At 53.3% G+C, this 18,400-nt stretch carries 13 protein-coding genes and 3 pseudogenes; 5 read left to right on the forward strand and 11 right to left on the reverse strand.

What is annotated here, in order from left to right; genetic code table 11:
* From SFX18_17465 to SFX18_17475, 3 genes and pseudogenes are all read right to left on the reverse strand, one after another.
* Nucleotides 1-2,642: hypothetical protein (locus SFX18_17465; protein ID MDX1964943.1), on the reverse strand; the 2,642-nt coding region annotated here is incomplete at its 3' end.
* A 338-nt stretch (nt 2,643-2,980) separates the two neighbouring features.
* Nucleotides 2,981-3,187 (reverse strand): annotated as a pseudogene (locus SFX18_17470) (transposase).
* A 54-nt stretch (nt 3,188-3,241) separates the two neighbouring features.
* Nucleotides 3,242-3,436, reverse strand: a pseudogene (locus tag SFX18_17475) (transposase).
* A gap of 193 nt (nt 3,437-3,629) precedes the next feature.
* On the opposite strand from SFX18_17475, the gene SFX18_17480 reads away from it, so the two are divergent.
* The gene (locus SFX18_17480) at nt 3,630-5,750 is read left to right on the forward strand and encodes a hypothetical protein (protein ID MDX1964944.1); all 2,121 of its coding nucleotides are present in this window, start codon (nt 3,630-3,632) and stop codon (nt 5,748-5,750) included.
* Between the two features lie 1,121 nt (nt 5,751-6,871).
* On the opposite strand, the gene qatC is transcribed toward SFX18_17480, so the two are convergent.
* The 3 genes from qatC to SFX18_17495 form a co-directional block, all read right to left on the reverse strand.
* Nucleotides 6,872-8,122, reverse strand: coding sequence for a Qat anti-phage system QueC-like protein QatC (gene qatC / locus SFX18_17485; protein ID MDX1964945.1), 1,251 nt, complete (start codon nt 8,120-8,122; stop codon nt 6,872-6,874).
* 11 nt (nt 8,123-8,133) lie between these two features.
* The gene (gene qatB, locus SFX18_17490) at nt 8,134-8,814 is read right to left on the reverse strand and encodes a Qat anti-phage system associated protein QatB (GenBank protein MDX1964946.1); all 681 of its coding nucleotides are present in this window, start codon (nt 8,812-8,814) and stop codon (nt 8,134-8,136) included.
* 139 nt (nt 8,815-8,953) lie between these two features.
* Nucleotides 8,954-10,816 (reverse strand): P-loop NTPase fold protein, encoded by a 1,863-nt coding sequence (locus SFX18_17495; protein ID MDX1964947.1) that lies wholly within the window; start codon nt 10,814-10,816, stop codon nt 8,954-8,956.
* Nucleotides 10,817-11,313: 497 nt separating this feature from the next.
* Here SFX18_17495 and SFX18_17500 point away from each other — a divergent pair.
* Nucleotides 11,314-11,430 (forward strand): annotated as a pseudogene (locus SFX18_17500) (integrase core domain-containing protein).
* Between the two features lie 232 nt (nt 11,431-11,662).
* Here the strand turns inward: SFX18_17500 and SFX18_17505 are convergent.
* The 4 genes from SFX18_17505 to SFX18_17520 form a co-directional block, all read right to left on the reverse strand.
* Entirely contained in the window at nt 11,663-11,968 is a 306-nt protein-coding gene (locus SFX18_17505) for a hypothetical protein (GenBank protein MDX1964948.1), read from the reverse strand.
* A 93-nt stretch (nt 11,969-12,061) separates the two neighbouring features.
* Complete coding sequence (locus SFX18_17510; protein MDX1964949.1) at nt 12,062-13,432, reverse strand: RHS repeat-associated core domain-containing protein; 1,371 nt, start codon at nt 13,430-13,432, stop codon at nt 12,062-12,064.
* Nucleotides 13,429-14,154, reverse strand: coding sequence for a hypothetical protein (locus tag SFX18_17515; GenBank protein ID MDX1964950.1), 726 nt, complete (start codon nt 14,152-14,154; stop codon nt 13,429-13,431). The genes SFX18_17510 and SFX18_17515 overlap by 4 nt, the downstream gene beginning before the upstream one ends.
* A 545-nt stretch (nt 14,155-14,699) precedes the next feature.
* Nucleotides 14,700-15,029, reverse strand: a complete 330-nt coding sequence (locus tag SFX18_17520; GenBank protein ID MDX1964951.1) for a hypothetical protein — start codon at nt 15,027-15,029, stop codon at nt 14,700-14,702.
* On the opposite strand from SFX18_17520, the gene SFX18_17525 reads away from it, so the two are divergent.
* From SFX18_17525 to SFX18_17535, 3 genes are read left to right on the forward strand one after another with little or no spacing between them, the layout of a single operon-like run.
* Nucleotides 15,018-15,374, forward strand: a complete 357-nt coding sequence (locus tag SFX18_17525) for a hypothetical protein (GenBank protein ID MDX1964952.1) — start codon at nt 15,018-15,020, stop codon at nt 15,372-15,374. The two genes, SFX18_17520 and SFX18_17525, sit on opposite strands and share 12 nt — an antisense overlap.
* Nucleotides 15,371-15,700, forward strand: coding sequence for an IS66 family insertion sequence element accessory protein TnpB (tnpB, locus tag SFX18_17530; protein MDX1964953.1), 330 nt, complete (start codon nt 15,371-15,373; stop codon nt 15,698-15,700). The genes SFX18_17525 and tnpB overlap by 4 nt, the downstream gene beginning before the upstream one ends.
* A 54-nt stretch (nt 15,701-15,754) precedes the next feature.
* Nucleotides 15,755-17,401, forward strand: coding sequence for an IS66 family transposase (locus SFX18_17535; GenBank protein MDX1964954.1), 1,647 nt, complete (start codon nt 15,755-15,757; stop codon nt 17,399-17,401).
* 142 nt (nt 17,402-17,543) lie between these two features.
* Here the strand turns inward: SFX18_17535 and SFX18_17540 are convergent, their stop codons facing one another.
* Complete coding sequence (locus SFX18_17540) at nt 17,544-18,266, reverse strand: hypothetical protein (protein MDX1964955.1); 723 nt, start codon at nt 18,264-18,266, stop codon at nt 17,544-17,546.
* Nucleotides 18,267-18,400: the final 134 nt, after the last annotated feature.

The following is an 18,400-nucleotide window of genomic DNA, read 5'->3' on the forward strand; positions in this document are numbered from 1 at the left end:
GTGGTGGTCCGGAAGTTCAGAGCGTTCACGACCGCCGCTTGCCGACCGGCCGCGTCGTAAATTTGCGTCGTCCGGTTCCCCCGCCCGTCCCGGACTTCCACCGTCTGCTGGGCGATCCCGTAACTGTAGGTGGTGCGGCGACCGAGCGGGTCTTGCTGCATCTGCGTGCGGCCAATCGCGTCATAGGTTGTCGTCCAGACGTTGCCCAACGGGTTTTGCAAGGTATTTTGCCGTCCCAGGCCGTCGTAACCAAAAGTGGTCACGTTTCCGAACGGGTCTTGGCTGGTGCGGCGTTGCCCCTCCATGTCGTAGCTAAAAGTCGTGCGGCGATTGAGCGGATCGACATTCGCCAACACCCGGCCATCCCCGTCATAGACGGTGGTTGTCACAAATCCCAGGGCGTTGGTCAGTTCGATTTGCCGCCCCGCGTCGTCATAGCTATAAGAAGTGACATTTAAGAGCGGATCAGTTGTCGTCGCCAACAAGCCTCCTGTATTGTAGGTCGAGGTGGTGACGTACCCCCGCGCATCCTGCATGGTCACCACCCGCGAAGCCGCATCGTAGGCATAGGTGGTGCGATTGTTCCGCGCGTCAATGGAGACCGAGTGCCGCCCATTGGCGTCGAAGACCGTGGTGCTGAGATAGTTACGGGCGTTGAGCACCGAATTCTGCCGTCCCGCGTTGTCGTAGCCGTGGGTCGTTCGCCGCCCCAAGCCATCGACCACGGTCCGCTGCCGACCCAAGTCGTCGTAAACGAGCGTGGTCTTGCTTCCCACCGGATTGGTGACCGTCTCGATTTGGCCCCGCCCGGTGTAACTGTAGGTCGTCCGGTTCCCATAAGAGTCGATTTGAGCCTCCAATTGGTCGGCCCCGTTGTATTGGAACGTGGTGACCCGCGCGAGCTGGTCAACCATCGTTCGGACTTGGCAGTTGGTTCCGTAAGTGTAGGTCATGCGCTGCGCCAGCGCGTCTTGCACGCCGAGCAGCCGATTCACTTCGTCATAGCTGTAAGTCGTGACAGCCCCCACCGGATCGGTGTAGGTCTCGACCTGGCTATTGGCCGTATAGCTCAGCGTGTAACGCCCTCCCGTGGGATTGGTTTGAGTCTGCTTGCGCCCCACGCTGTCGTAGGTCACCGTCGTGACTTGGTTCAAGGGATTGGTGATCGTCGTAAGCTGGAACTGCGCGCCGTCGTAAGCGCTCTGGACGATCATGCCCCGCGCGTCTTTGAGTTCAATTAAGTTGCGGCTCTCCGGTTGTTCGCTCCCCCAGGTCAACGTCACCCGCTCGTCCAAGGGATTGCGAATCGCCGTGATTCGCCCTTGGCTGTCATACGTCCAAATGAGGGTCGTGATCGACTGCATGGGATCGCACACGCCCCGCAGTCCATAAACTCCATTCCCCAAGCGTTCATAAACAAAGCTCGTTCGCTGGTTCAAGGGATTTTGCACCCCTTGGAGGAGTTTCCCCGACCAGGTGTAGGTGGTCCGCAGTCCCAATGGATCGATCAGCGTGGTTAAGGCTTTGTCCGTATTGTGCACCAGAGTCGTGATTTTTCCCAAGCGGTCGGTGTAGATCGTGGTGTCGCCCGAGTAAGCGTAGGTGGCGATCTTCCCATCCGTGTATTGGATCGAAGTGACCCGATTGCTCACATCATAGGCAAACGTGGTTCGGGCCCCCGAGGTTTGAATCCGCGTTTGCAACCGGCCGCTGCCGTCGTACTGGAAAGCCGTCTCGCAGAGTTCCGGAGTCGTCCAATTCACCAAGCGATTCGCGGTCACCGTCAGCGTGGTCACCCGGCCCGCGCTGTCTTGGATCGTATTGAGCTTGTTGCTGCCGTCATACGTCAAGGTCAAGCGGCGACTGAACGGGTCGGTGACAAACGAGACCCGGTTGGTTCCCCCCACGTAGGTCAAGGTCCAAACGCTGCCGACATGGTTTTGCAGCCGCACGAGCCGGCCCTTATTCGCGCCGGTCTGGGCGTAGCGATATTGAAAACCGTCCGGCTGCGTCTCGATGAACTCCGTCCCGTCGGCCTGGAGCGAATTGACCGCCGTCTCCGGAGCGTCGTAATACGCCCCCGCCGTCGGCGTGTAGGTGTAGTCGTAGCCCGAACCGGTGCGGATCGTGACGTCACCTCCCACAGTCGGTTCGCTTAAACTTCGCTTGAACGTGCCGCTCCAACCGGCCGGGTACTCGTCGCTATTGGTTAACTCGGCGCCGTTATAGTAAATCAGCGGAATCGGGTCGAAGGGACCCGCTCCCACCGGCGCCAATGCCGTCGTCAACATCCCACGGCCCGGGTCCACCATGCCGCCGCCGCCGATATCACCTAACCCGGAGACCTGATTCAACGTCTGAAACGCTTCCCCCATAGCTTGGGCGGCCGGGGCTTGCATCATTTGCACGGCCGGATAAGCCAGTCCGGACTGGGCTTGCGGAGGTGCCGCAGATGGTCTGGGTCCTGGACTCGGACTGGGCGTCGGTCCCGCCGAGGGGGTCGGTCCAACAGATGGTGAAGGGGAACAACTACAACTCTGGCAAGTGGATGACGCGGAGGTCGCATCAACCGTCATGGGCGGGGGAGTCTGAGACGCGGGAATATGCGGGCGGCGGACGATTGGACTTAATGGCTCGGCCATAACCGGCTCTCCTTGGCACAAGAGTTCACGCAGTCATCACAGGAGTGGATTCAAAAAGAATCCAGCCTCCACTCGACTCGTCACCGTCGGACGCAACTCACGACGGAGTTCGCCTCCCCAGCCATTCACTGTTGCCAATCTCAAAGAAGTCTGCCCAGTCATAAACCGCTATTTTAGCAAACGCAATCGCGGTTGCAAATAAAAAGGAACAAATAAATGAATTTCTCATAAAACTCCCCGACTACAAAAATCCATTACTTTCGGATATCGACAAAAAGTGGATGCGATTCAGATTATCGCATCATTGCAAAAATGCTACCTAATCGTGGTCTAAGGGCCTATCCCAAAAGCCCTGAATGCTTCAAGGTGATGTAAGCGAATTGCAAATGGACAAAGGCCAAGTAATTATCGGCTTTCTTTTCCCATCGCACAAGCAACCGCCGCGCGCGATTGGCCCAGGAGTGGCTCCCTTCGACAACCCAGCGTCGCGCGCGTTTGCCTTTGCGACGGGGGGTGGGGGCCGCGCCCCCCTTGGGCACGTGCAGATTGTATCCGCGATGCCGGGATTCGGCTTCGACAGCCTTGCCGGTGCTGGACAAGCCGAACTGCGGCGGCAAGGCCTTCCTTTGGCAAGCTGTGCGGAGCAGGTAAAAGATGCCGTCGGCCACGCCCCGCAAACTTACCCTGGGTCGCCCGCCATTACGACTTTTTCCATACTTTGGCAAATGCGACTCCAATCGTCGCCACAGTTTTTCCGGCATCCGCGCTAACTTGCCCGACCAATCGCGTAACATGCAAACCTCCGTGCAGGGTAGAAAATAGACTCCATATCAGTCCCTACGCACAGAGTGGCTTTATGTTCTGTATTGGGATAGGCCCTTAGCGAGATTTCACAAATTTGATATATTGTGCGTAATTGTCAGAGCAGGCGCCCTACGATTATCTCAACGCTTGAATTCGATAGATGCCGAAAGGCTGTTGTGTAATATGGAAGCTACTTCATCTTTTGAACCAACTGTACCTCGGCCACCCGAATTGGAGATTGAACGTGTTTATCCAGACTTGGCGAGAATTCTCACCGATGCTGAACAGGATACCGATGGCCTCCGTGCGGTTGCGCAAGATTCGATTCTTGACCAGCTAAAATCATCCGGGCATTTGTCAGCAGCAATCGAATGGGCCGTTTATCTCCTATGCAAGGATGGCATGCTCTTCACAACTATCCTCAAGAAACAACAACTTCGAACGGTCCAGCCAGGAGTAAGCGAAGCGAAAGCGCGTACGATTGACGTCCCTGCAATAGCTGCGACAGAAATATTTTGGGAGAAATGGAGGTCAGGCTTATTATCACCACGACCGAAGGAAGTAGTTCTTCTCATTCACGGGATCCGCACATTTGCTGAATGGCAGCCGATGGTAAAGCGTGTGTTAGAAGAAATTCCGAACACTAAGGTGATCCCAATCAAATATGGCTATCTCGACGCCATTCGATTTTGGTGCCCCTTCTTTACGCGACAATTCGCCATAATTGACTTGCGAAGACAAATACAGGATGCAAAAGCATCAAACGTGGACTCAGAAGTATCGGTCATTGCACACAGCTTTGGAACGTACGCGATCACACAGATTCTTGTTGACAACCCTGACATTAAGCTCCACCACCTAATTCTTTCTGGGTCAATTGTTCCTCGATCCTACCGTTGGGACTATGTTCGAAGCAGGTTGGCGACGGATGTACTCAACGACTATGGAACAAAGGATTTTTGGCCCGTGCTCGCGAAATGTCTAACCTGGGGCTATGGTGACACTGGACGACACGGTTTTGGTCGCAACGGAGTGACGGACCGGGGATTTGATTACAAGCACAGCGACTTTTTCAATGAAGATTTCGTTCGTAAATATTGGAAGCCTTGGATTGAAGCTAACAAAGTAGTTCCATCACCGTGGGACGAAAAAGCACCACCAGCGTCATGGTTTCTTAACGTTCTGTCAATACTGCCTTTGCAATGGCTTTTATGTGGTCTAGTAGTTGTTTTGGTGTATTGGATATTTTTCTCGTCCCCGAAATACGCAGACGTTCCGGCAACAGCTACTCCAATCACACTTGTCGATGCTACCTTTCAAAACTATGTAAGTGACCTTGCAGCACCGCAACTGGACATAATAGTTGGCAATTCGCTAGATCGTGCGGTCGTTGTGAAGCGCCTTAAGTTGCAAGTGCATAGAATCTGGAATTTGCATAGACTTCCGACACCTCCTCAAGCTTATCTTCCCTCTGAACACAACTATCTCCAGTGGCTGGACAATAAAGGGACACCGTACACTAGAGAACTTCCGCTTCAACAAGAGGTTCCCGCGCGCGGCAACTCACGATTTACGGTGCAGTTTCAGGAACGCCGCTCGGAGGACCTTTTTGCCGCACACACGATCTATTTTGCAACAATATCATTGCTAGCAGACGCGGACAATAAAGTTATTGGAACCCAAGATATTGCGTTTATGATATCCTTCAATGGGGCCGCAGTCCCTTCACAAGCTGAACTCGCTGATGCTATAAGTCACGAAGAGCAAATGGGTCGTCCAATTGATCGTACTAAGCTCAATCAGCAAATCCGTGATAATCGAGAGATGCTTAAGGAAGTGTCCAAGCTAACATCGACAAGGAACCCCGCGTTACAAAGCGCAATAGAGCAACTGAAGCCAAATAGTACATCGACTCTCGACGACAGTCAGCGAAGAATGGTCGAGGAGTGTGATTATCGCCTGGAGATAATTATTAGCGAATTGGATAAGCCACCAACATCGAAGTACATCCTTGACAAACTTGACCGGACCATAAACGGCTTTTCAGGACCATATTATGGCTTGTACCCGGAGAATGAGCGAAGGAGCATCGATCAAATATCGGTTAATCTCGCTAACGAGCTACCCAACAGGCGTGAGTATTTTAATGGGCTAAGGATAGCGATCAGTGATGTTGTACCACTTGTAACTGAAGTGCAATTGGCATCGCAACAAGATATGCTTATCTGGAATGATGTTCAAAAAGCCAAACTCAGTGAGTTGGTCAGGAAATTGAAAGAACAACGACTCCATCTAAAAGACTAAATTTGCGGACTCCAAATCAAAACGCAATTCGGATTGCATGCGCAGTCGCAAATAACACCGCATGATGTATTGAAGCGGATGGGAAACTGGGGCGGTGATTGGAAGGAACATGAAGCTGAACCATACTACATTCAATCACTTGTAAGGCTGCGTGAATTGAGACCGCGCCGAATCCACTACGGTTTCTTTACTTAACGATACTACAATCATGCGGGTGATCCAGAGTCAGCTAAGGACCAACAGCAGAGGGCTCAACGTGACAGGAAGTGAGATTCGACACATATGTTGGTGTTCGTTGCTGGCTATTAAGCTAATTTACATAGCAATACTTTTTAGTCGGTTGTAGATCTTGTGTAGGCAAGTGGATTTGATTTTTGAAGGTCTGTTCGCAATCTAAGTTGTAATGAGCGAAGCGAGATTGTGGTGCAACTTTTCGCTTGCGTCTGTCTCTGGGATTTGCCAGACTTCTGCTAAAGATTTCACTGCCAGGCGAACATCCCAAGGCTGCAATGTACGCCCTAGGCATTGAGCGAACGGGCCATCGGTCTCTGTGAATACGCGTTCCCTCGGCAAGCGAGCGGCGATTTCACGTCCCTTCTTGGAAGACAACATGGCTGGGCCAACGCTGAACCAGCATCCCACTCTAATTGCTCGGTCGAGTTCACGAAGCGTGCCTGAGAACCAGTGCAGAATCGGAACACCGCAAGCAGGATAGTTCTCTAACTTATCAAGTACTTTTGAAGTCGCTCTTCTACTGTGAATAGAAATAATGCGACCGTGAGCTTCGGTGCATCGCTGGAGCACATGGTTGAAAACGCGGACTTGATCCTCCCACGTTGCCTTGAATTCATCTCCCCCGTCGAGTCCCACCTCTCCGACGTATTTCGCGTTGGGCAAGTATTCGTCGAAGAGAGGAAGCTCGTGCTTGCGTTGGCCCGCGAGCTGCGGATGCAGGCCAAGAGCCGTCTTGATTCGTGTGGTGTCCTTTGAAAGTGCAGTGGTGCCGTGCCACGCACTCGGTGTAGTCGTTACGGAAAGCACGTGCATGTGCCTTAGCGAGCATTCGCGTACGACTTCATGTGGGTTCGGATAAAGGTCTAGGTGACAGTGAAGATCAATCACTATACCCCCACTTTCTTCAGAAATATGCCGAGTTCTTTAATTCCCCTTCCCACAGTTTCGCGATATTGTTCAGGGTCGCCAATAGAAGTTGAGGCTAAGCTTGCACCGAGCCAAGAAGCGAGTCCTTCGCTCTTCACTGTCGCAACCGCCAAGGCCGCCGAGCGGACATCATCAAAACGAGCATGTTCCGAATCATCTTTGCCGATGTCGTCATACTTGTACGCCGTTTTGTCTTTGATCCTGGCGTGGTGAAATGCTGACCTGCGAACAAGGCAGGGAACGCATCGTCCACAATGCTGGTAGGCCGTGCGAACGAAACGGCCGCAGCTCGTAGATTTATGGGCGTTCTTTTTGATAAACTCGCGGTTGCTGCATTCCTTCAGCATTTCTCCCTTAGTCTTGAATTGATAAGGGTTCTGAATGTCCACTCGCAAATCGGCGGCGTTCAACAATGCTTGAATCAGGGCCATGAAAATCGGATGCGTTGTACGTGTGCTCAATGCTCCGAGACGTGCGTTAGTGAGTGGTGGGTTGATTGACATAAACCCGTTTTCTGGGGTTCGTAGGATAGCTCCGTCCTTCTCGTAGGATTCAAGCAGCGTGGCTGCCATGACGCCATACGCGATGAAGATGATCGAGCGAGAGCGAGTCGATTGCTCATTGTCTCCAGGCAGTTGAGCACCGTGAGTCAGCTGGAGGTGAGTGAGGCCAAGAGCCTCAGCGAACTTTCTTTGTTTGTCGCGGTCGCCGTGGGCAACTTGGCTTACCAACAGGACTTTTTCCTTCGCTGCTGCGAGGTCCACTGCACCAATTAGGCTATCCATACCGCCTGAAAGTAGACTGATGGACGTTTCTGGGTAGAGAATGACTTTCATTGGCACTTCAAGTCGTTCAGCAGCAACGGCGAAAGTGACGGACCAACGATCAGTCGTTAAAAAGCGGAGTGCTGCGTTGATAGTTTCCTTTTGAGTGTTCCAAAACATCGGATCTGCGACGGCGACGGATAACTCGATATCTCTTGTCCAGCCGTCTGAGGAGTTGTTACGCGGGACGAGTTGATCCGCCGCAAACACCGAAACCGCTAACGCAACGAAGTCCCAGGCACGCGGAGCCGGATGGTGCTTGTGCCTCTCCATTGACTCCTTAAGTGCCGCACCAATAGATCCCACATTCTGGTCATCAGAACGTGCGAACAAGAGCACTCGACTTGCCTCCGCAGAGACCTTGTTTAACTCTTCGATAGATTGCAAGCATGCTACTTTCACGATGCATAGCCCTCGAATACCTCAATCGCATCTCGCAATGCAGACGACACAATACTGACCATGCGTGCCTTGGTCGGCGGCGTGCCTGCGGCCAGATGTTTGTTAAACTGTGCAATGACGACCTCGCGAATATAGTCCTTTGCTTCCTTGATGCGAGAAAGTCCCGTTGGAATCGAGGGAGCGTGTTCAAGAATCGCCTTCCCCACGTCCAGAGAAAACCGCATGAAAACATCATTCGCGACGAAGAGTGCCATGAGGTGATTGAGTTGCTCGGGCGTCAAATTCAGGAAGTCAGCATTGGGGTTCTGCGTTACTAGTTCCGAAAGTGAATCTGCAAGTGCTTTGCGATTCGCTTCGGCATCCTGAGTTCCATCAACTGGGCTAATCGCCTCGATTAGTACATTGATAATTTGTTCAGTCCCCACACCCGCCTGGACTGCCGCTTCAAGTGCGTCGTGTTCTGGTGTACGGGCCGCTCCGGCTCCACCAGACAACGCACCCAAGAGAGCACCTGCGGAGCGAGCCGTTCCCCCGAAGCGACGTGCGGCGGTGCCGCCTCCTCCGTAACCAGACTTGAAGTAGTTGCCAACACCCCGCGTTAGGTTGTCTCGTCCACCGGAAGCACCGAACCGACCGAGATTGAGGCGAGTGGAAAAGAAACGTCCGGCAGGTGCCAATGGTGCATCGGGTTGTGCTGGAACTTCTGGAGTCGCCGGAGTGCCGTCGGCTTCATCAGGCGGCGATAACGGAGGGACCCAAGGTGGAACCATTGGGACATTGGCACCGGGGCCATTACTGGAGCTCGACGTTCCCATCTTATTGTTTGCTCGCCTTTGTGATTGCTGTCTTAACTGGGCTCTTTACACTGCTCGCATTCCATTTTGCGAACACCTTGTCGCTCCACGGTTCGGCGTTAATCTTAGCGACGATGGCAGGCGTGATTTGCGATGCAGGACGATCCGACAGAAACCCAGCAAGCCGGTCGCCAAAGCTACTCTCGACCTGAGCAAGAACGATTGCCGCTTCCAGAATTGGAGGAGTGCCCCATTCTTGAATGGCTCGGGCTTGGTCTAACACTCTGTCGAATATCACCGTTAGTTCGGGTCGCGGTATTTTTCCGAGGCGTTCTTTTAGCATCCCTGACACCGACGGTGCTGCGATCAGCCCGGCGAGTAGCTCCGCTGCTTCCGACGATAGTCGGTCTTGCGGCGTAACGATTGGTGCGTGCTCGCGGCTCACGTAGAGAATGCCGCGAAGATCCATGTCACCAAGCTTGGGTGGGATAACCAGCCAATCCCTAGTGAATTGGTCATCCCAATGCCCTTCTAGCTCGAGCTTTGTGCCTTGCGTGGCCTTCTCCTCCCATTCGTTAAGGAATTTGGGCTTTCCAGCTGCGTCTTCATTCACCTTCGACATAAGCTCCATGTAAGCTTCTTTATTGCCGCATCTTTCAAAGAGTTGCATCTTGGCTAGGGCCGCCTCATCGACTCCGATATCTAGTGCATCGGAGAGTTTTTTGCGAATAGCGACTGCATTAAGGAACCGCTTGATCAAACGAGGATTCCCGGCGATTCCGGACGCCTGCGTCATGAGTGGGGCGAGCCGATCTGCCGCGTCAAACTTTTCAATGAGTTCGACGGGCGGATTCTGCATTAACGTCTGCATGAATGCGCGATCGACTCGCTTGCCTAGCCACGTCTTCCCGAGTTGATCGCAGACTGCTTTCCGCATCCGCTCTTTCACTTCTTTGTCCTGCTGAGGTTCCTCGCTCAGCTTCACGTTATCCGCGAACAAAAGCATCATGTATGCTCGGACTTCCTGGGTGCCGAGCGGAGGAACGCGAATGGGAACCTGAATTAGCTTGTCGAAATAGCTAATAAGTTGGTCGTCGCCAATTCCCTCAAAGTGCTTTCGCACAGCGTACTTAATCATCTCGTTGTCTGCTGCGATGACGAATGCTGTATTGTGCAAAAAGAGAAACAACCGAATTGCTTCGAGCGTAGAAATGGTGGTTTCAGGAAGGCAACGGTCCAAGTCGTCAATCAACACAACTAATGTGACGCCTAGCTCCTTCAGAGTTTCTTCGAAGGAATCACGGATTCCTTGAATCTCTTTGGGGGGCGATTTTTCAGTTTTGGAACGAAGCAATGCAGATGCTTCCGCCCCTACTCCCTCAGCGACTTTCTCTGCTTCTCCCGCTTCTTCTTCACTTACGCCATCGACTGCGTCCTTCCCGGATTTCAAGACGCGACCCATCAATCCAATTGGTAGCCCAAGAAAGAGGGAAGCTGCGAGTGTGGCTGAGTGCTTAGCTATCCGTAGCCAATTGACTCGCCCCAGAAGCTCTGATGCTTTTGCAAGAGCACCTGACTTTCCAGTACTCTCCGATTCCGCTTTGAGGGCCTCAGCAATAATCTCGACCAGGGCGGCTCGGGCGTCATCATATCCTTGGTAGAGCCAGGCATTGAACTCTACGACAACGAATTTTCTCTGTTCTGTCGTCTTCCTCCCAAGTGACGCACGGGTCAATTTGATCAGTGATGATTTGCCTGTACCCCACGCACCTGATACTCCAATGGAGATCGGGCGACCGTCCGCTTGCAGAATAAGTTCCGCAACGGTGTCAGCGACACCGGTGAAGTTGATGAAATCTACGTTGGTATCGTTGTCCGGCCACATTCACGAGATCTCCGAAAAGTGTGAAGTGACATCATACATCAACTATCGGTCGACAATCTAGGTGTTCCTTCCGCGAAGCACAGTGATTGAGTCGGCTTAGGGATTTTCGGGCAGTACAGCGGTTGCCGATTCAGTCGGGAGGGGTTCGGCGGCGTCTTCCTTTTTCCAGACATCGGGCAGGAATTGCGCCAACTCGGCGTGTCCGTTCCGCGAACACCAGCTTTTTTCTTTTTGGGCGGGGCGTCATGCTAGCGGCCAACTCTTACTGGGAGGCGGTCGATGGGGAATCGGGTGCGGGATGCGTCGAAGACGCTCGTGAGATACCACTGCTGGTCAACCCCGTGCCGCTCGCACGTGGCGATCAGCGACCAGAGCCGCGCATGATTGGCGTAGGTCGCGTCGTTGCCAGCGAAGAACCAGTTTTTGCGGCCGATGGCAACCCGTTTGAGCGCCCGTTCGCTGGCGTGTGCCGGGCGTTAGGCTGCGGTTTCCCGCGCGCCAATCGTTCGCCGCTAGCTTTGGAACAAGGCTTGGCAGATTATTTTGAGTTTTACAACATGCAGAGACCTCACCAGTCACTGGAATACCAAACTCCGTGGTCGGTATATCAAGCTTCAAGCTGTATGAGGGAGAACCTGGGAGGCGACTGAGTTAGCCCTGAAGAAGACCGGGCGGGAGATCCAAGCACACGTCAGCGACAAAAGTGCAAGAAGAACCGATGAAATGGCCGGTCTGCGCAAGCCAGGGGGGCTGCGTAAACTGGGCGTTTTTTTGCTTCCCCCCGCGGGGGGAAGCAAAAGACTACAACATTTACCAAGCGCAAAGTGGTCCAGCGCTTGGGGTCCACTACAAAGACTTGCCAATGCCATTTTTGATGCATTTATCATTTTTCTTCTTCTTGAATTCCAATGCCTTATTGCCAACGCAATCAAAATCAATCGCATTTGCATAGCACTCTGGATAATTCGGCATCATAGGATCGCATCTCCAAGCGAGGAGATAACATCCTCCTTGTATCTTGCTGCAATCTGCTTGATCTTTACAAAGCACTTGCGATTGATCGATGTGATGTTGTTCATGAGCATCTACACACTCAAATAGACCACACTCATCTTTTGGCTTACGAGGATTGCTCGTATCTCGCTGAATCACAAATGCCTTCAGTTTGCCGTTATCACAAGCGACAAGTCCTCCGGCAGATGTTGCACCCGCAAGTGCATTTTCGAAGTTCTCATCTAGTAGAGTTTACACATCCTTGTATTTTTCTGACAAGTTAGCTAATCCACATTTACAATGTTTCTGTAATAATTGCTTCTCAGTATCCGATACTGCTGCTAGTCCCAATGAGTCGGTTAATGAGATGGGGCAACATTGAGCGTACTTATATGAATTAGTGCCATCAAAATATAATGCTCTGTCTCTCGTCACCCACCCCCCCAGCGTGGGATGCAAATAGCGGAACCGGACCTGAAAGAGTCCGCTTTCGGCGTCCCACTTGTAGCCCGCATAGAGGATGTCCCATTCGAATTCCCCCGGCGTGGCCTTGGAGGTGAAGTCCGGGTACAGAAACGACGGCTGGCCATACGGGGAATAGGCGTAACGCTCGCCAACCAAACCCCCTTGGGTAATGGCGGTGACGTTCCAATTAGCGTCCTGCAGGATGTACACCCGGGTTTTGTCGCCGGAACTGTCCAGATCGCGAAGCACGCAATCGTCGATGTACCGCAAACCCCACACGTACTGCCGGGCATAGGTCGTGGCCGCGTCGATCCGCTCCTCCAGCACCTGCCACGCCGCGCAGTAATAATAATGCCGCGTCTCGCTGAGCGCGCCGTTGGCGTAGGGCTTTTTTACCGTCCGCCGCGTGATCCCGTCATAGGCGTATTCGGCCACCGTCACCGGCGCGGCCACGTCGGTTCGCAGCTTGACCAGCCGGTGCCACGCATCATACGTCGCCAGGTAGCCCGCAGTCGGGACCAGTGGTTGCGGCAGGGAGGTCATGTTCCCAGCCGCGTCATAGCCCGGCTGCTTCCAAGCGGCCCCGATGGTATTGGTGATCGCCGTGATTTCGTTGACAGTGTTCGCGGTTCGGTCCTGGTCCAAATCGTTGGTGCCGTTTCCGTTGGTATCCTCAGTGAACTCCGACCAGTTGCCGCTCGGGTCCAACAAGGGCCACGCCTGGGCGAAGCGTTTATTGGTGATCGAACTGGGGGGACTCCCCGCCAGTTGCCCACGCTGCATGGTCACTAAACGGTAGGCCCCGTCATAGGCGTACAATTCGTCGTAGTACTGGGGCGTCGTTTGCGCCTTGGCCACCGGATTTTCCCGCCAAATCCGGTTGCTGGCCCGGTCGTAGTCGTACTTGATCCGGTCCAAATCGACCGAGTTGATGGTTTCCCGCCACAGATTGTCGATCACCCGCCCAAAACGATCCAGACCGGCGTAAGGGTTTGCGCCGCTGCCGGTGATCAGATCCCAGGCGACAGTGACATCGTCGTACAACACCTTCACCGCCGTTCCCAGTCCATAATAGGTGTAAGTGGCCACCGTCGTCCCGTCAAACGACAGCCCGCCGATCCGGCTGAGCTTGTCGGACACGCCGTGGGCTGCATTCATGTTTCAACCAGATGGACCCGTTCGTCGGAGACTTCGATCAGTCCGTCGGCATAAAGTTGGTATACGCATTCGCGAAAGCTATTTTTCATTTTGTAGCATTGATGGTTGCGAAAATCAAAGATATTAGCGGATATCGCGACACCCCAGAAAGTAATGATGTCTGACTGAATTACCCAATCCTGACCGGCGACGACATGAATATTGAAAAGTTTATCCGACAGGATGCAAATTTCCGGCAGCCATTTGAGATATAGCTTGAACCACTCGCGATAAAACTGTGTGCTCTTTAATTCTTGTTGATTGATTGTTAGAGTATCGCCTCGATTAATTTGGTCGAAAAAATCAAGGCCATTGAATGAAAGCCCGTTGTTCGCCAAGGCGAACCAGAAGTAATCCATGCCTTGAAAGGTGAGCGCGGCGTGCTTCTGCCAATGCTCACGCCGCTCTTCAATTGACGCCAGCGACAATTCCTGGACCACGTCCAGCCGCCAGTAGGGATTTTTGGATAACCCCACGCCATATTTGGAAATGATGATGTTTCCCTGCTGAAGATCCCAATAGTTCTTATACTTGCATCCGGCGACCGCCGCGTCCCAGCTTTTCTCTTCCCACACCCGCCGAACGAACTTGCGCCACGCGGTTCGCACCTGTCGCTCCGGCCCGAAAAAGAATTCGGGAATTACAATCTTATTGATATCCGCCAGGGAGGCAAAATCGATCATGGTAGCATTCTTCTGTTGGGATTGCGGTAAGATCTACCTTTAAGCAACCGTTGCCTTTATAACCTACTGCACAAGCTTTTTGAGACGGACATGAGGCAGTGCCAATTTGCCGTTAAGTTGTTTTATCCCCAGTCTCCATGTAAGTATGGAAATCTTTGCTGTTCTTAAATTGATCGATAACCATAGGTAAGATCGCTATTCCATCTCTATCATAGTGCCAACCTAGCTGGCAACGATCACACATAACAGTAATGAATGCGTCATGCTTTGTACGTTCTTTTGAAATTACTATAAAAGCCGACTTGTTCGTAAATCTGTGGCCACAAAAACAGCATGTCCACTTTATGATTGTGTTCGTCAGATGACGTTGTCTTAAATGATACGGTATTGCTAAAGATAGCCACACGGTTGCCAAAACCGCAAAGACCACGTAAAAAATAAATAATGTGTAATCCATAACAATCTCCCTTCCAGGAGTTGAAAACTTGATCTTGTACATCCAATTATATCATTGGGTCCATCCGGATTCCCAGTGGGTCGGTACCCTAAAAGGTGATCTGTCGCTTCCCTTTGACTTCACCAACAAAGGCAGTTTCCGCCATCGTCTCTGCCACCCATCGGTCGCCAAAGTCTTGGCGAGCGACCGATGGCTGGCTCCGACGAAGGCAGAAAACCCCCGTATTTCCACAGTAATACAATAATTGCGACCGTTCTGAACGCGCCTTTGACCATAAGAACACACCGAATGAATTGGTGCCCTGGTTCCAAACAACCACCCCCCATGTGTCCGTTCCGTCGAACGCATCTTCTGATTTGCCTGCCGGTTCGTCAAGCTGCTGGTTTTCACGACCAGGAGATCCGACATGGCGCAACATCAACGAGACCTGGAGAAGGAAGCTTCCTGGCGTGGGGTACTTCAGCGTTTCACTTCCAGCGGTTTGAGCGTACGTGAGTTCTGCCGACGTGAGCACTTGACCGAATCAGCGTTTTACGCCTGGCGGCGGACGATCGCTGAACGCGATGATCAACTTGGCGAGCGTGATCATGCTGGCAATTCCCAGCCTGCGTTCGTGCCGGCTGTCGTAACCAAGGTATCGGCCCCCGTAGCATCGGTGGCCGTGGAGTTGCCTGGTGGTTGCCTGCTGCGCTTCGAGGGGCCGACAGCTGCCGAGCTACTGGCCGACTTGATCTTCGTCTTGCAAGCACGGAGTGCTCGATGATCTCTGGTGATTTGCAAAACGTGCAGGTTTGGATCGCCGCAACGCCGATCGACATGCGGAAGTCGTTTGACGGACTCGTCGAAGTGGTCCGCAGTTTTCTTGGCCATGATCCCCTCTCGGGCAGCCTGTTTGTGTTCCGCAACAAGGGGGGCCACCTGGTGAAGATTTTGTGGTGGGACCGCAACGGCTTGGCGATTTACTACAAGCGTTTGGAACGGGGCGAGTTTCAGTTCCCACGCACCGGCAAGCCGGTGATCGAAATCAGTGCTGAACAGCTCTTGCGGTTGCTGTCGGGACTCGACATCAAGTCGCATCGCGTGGCCTGATTTTTTTGCCATTTGGGCTGGCGCGATTCGCAACTCGCCAGTACAACGGGATGCATGACGCGTCCTGACGATTTGCCGAACGATGTTGTTGCGTTGAAGCGGATAATCGCCGAACTTCAAGCGCAGTCGGCGGCCGAGATTGCGCGACTCAAAGCTGAACAACAAGCGGCCATCGACGAAGCTGTCAAAGCGGCGGTGGCCGCCATCTTACGCCGCTACTATGGCCCGCGGTCGGAAAAGTTCGACCCGCGACAACTGCTCTTGTTTGGGGATTTACTGGCCAGCGCACCAGTGGATGAACAGAGCGTTGCCGACGAAGCGGGTGAACAACTGACGACCTGCCGCATTCAGCGCCGCGAAAATCACGGCCGGCAGAAGCTGCCTGAACACCTGGAGCGGATCGAGATCGAACACGACCTGGACGACAAAAAATGTCCTGACTGTGGGTGCGAACGCTGCCGGATCGGGGCCGAAGTTAGTGAACAGCTCGAATATTTCCCTTCCAGCTTCAAAGTCTTGAAGCATATCCGCCACAAGTACGCGTGTGCCAAGTGCGACGGCGAGGGTTACAACCCGAACATCGCCACGGCCAAAAAGCCGCCACAGCCGATCGACAAAGGCCTGCCCGGTCCGAGCTTGCTGGCATATGTCATCACCAGCAAGTTGGGCGATCACCTGCCGCTGTATCGCCTCGAAGGCATCTTTGCACGGCAGCAAATCACAATCGCTCGCAGCACGATGTGTGCGTGGATGCGTTGTGCGGGCGAATTGGTCCAGCCGCTGGTAGCATTGATGGCCGAGCGCGTGCGGCAATCGCCGGTGATCCACACCGACGACACGACCGTGCCAATCCAGTCGCCAGGTGCGCAAAAGTGCCGCCAGGGGCGCATCTGGTGCTACCTGGGGGATGAGGCGAACCCCTACACCGTGTACGACTACACGCCGAACCGCAAGCGTGACGGCCCGGCCAAGTGGCTTTCCGGTTACAAAGGTTACCTGCAAGCGGATGCGTACGGTGGTTACGACGGGATTTATCATCAAGAAAACGTGACGGAAGTCGCGTGCTGGGCCCACGCGCGCCGCAAGTTCTACGATGCCCAGGACTCCGACGAGCAGCGTGCGGCGCAGATGCTGGCGCTCATCGGCGAGTTGTATGCCATCGAACGCGAACTGAAAGAAGCGTGCGCCGGCACGTGGAGTGCGTTTGCGCGCGAGGAGCAACATGCGCGCATTGCAACAGCGCGGCAAGAACGCGCGGTGCCCGTGCTGGAAAAAATCAAGACTTGGCTCAACGCCGAGCAAGAGCAGATCCTACCGCGCAGTCCGCTGGCCGCCGCGATCACCTACGCCCAGAACCAGTGGGCGGCGCTGAATGCGTACGTCACACGGGGGTTTTTGGCCATCGACAACAACGCCAGCGAACGGGCGCTGAAACGCGTCGCCATCGGCCGCAAAAACTGGCTCTTCGCCGGCAATGACGCGGCGGCCGAGAATCATGCCCGGCTGTGGAGCTTGATCGCCAGTGCCGAACGCCACGGCGTCGATCCGCAACGCTACCTCACCAGCGTGCTAGCCAAGCTCGGGCAACTTCCCCGCGACGCGACGGGCGACATCCCGACCGCCGAGTTGGAGCAATTCCTGCCCGACGTCTGGAAACGCGAAGACGCCGCCGAACCTATGGCTACCGAACCCTCCGCATAATCCTACATTCTTATCCGACCCCGGACATCGCGGAACGGACACACTATTTTTGGCACGGGGCGGGTGTAAGAGGCTACTGTCGACCCGTCAAACGACAGCCCGCCGATCCGGCTGAGCTTGTCGGTGAAGCCATTAGCCGTATTCATGTTTCAATCAACTGGACTCGTCCATCCGAGACTTCAATCAGTCCGTCGGCATAAAGCTGGTGTAAACCTTCCCGAAAATTATAGTGTCTCTGACGTAGAAATTCACGATAATCGCAGATTTTAGCATATATCCCTACGTTCCAGATAGTATGTATTTCAGTATTTAATACCCAATCCTGTCCACCGATGACCTGGATATTATAGAGCTTGTCAGACAAAATATAGAGTTCTGGAAGCCACCTAATATATAATTTGAACCACTCACGATAAAATTCTGTACTCTGCAAATTCTTATTATCAAACATGAAAGTAGTACCTTTTTCAATATTAGTGCAGAAATCAAGGCCATTGAATGAAAGCCCGTTGTTCGCCAAGGCGAACCAAAAGTAGTCCATGCCTTGAAAAGTGAGCGCGGCGTGCTTTTGCCAATGATCCCGCCGCTCTTCGATTGACGCCAGCGACAATTCCTGGACCACGTCCAGCCGCCAGTAGGGATTTTTGGAGAGACTCTCGCCCGCTTTGGAAATAATGATGTTTCCCTGTTGCAGATCCCAATAGTTCTTATACTTGCATCCGGCGACCGCCGCGTCCCAGCTTTTCTCTTTCCAGACCTGCCGAACGAACTTGCGCCACGAGGTCCGCACCTGCCTCTCCGGCCCAAAAAATAATTGGGGAATCACAATCTTATTGATATCCGCCAGGGAGGCAAAATCGATCATGGTAGCTTGCCTAATCCTAATTTATAATGCAAAAATGTCGTTTTGAATATTCTTTTCAATGATTCGCGACGACTTGGCAAGAAATTTTGATGTTTCCAAAGCGGAACCTTGAGGTAATCAAGTTAGCTGCGTAC

The organism is Pirellulales bacterium (genome assembly GCA_033762255.1).
Classification (GTDB): domain Bacteria; phylum Planctomycetota; class Planctomycetia; order Pirellulales; family JALHPA01; genus JANRLT01.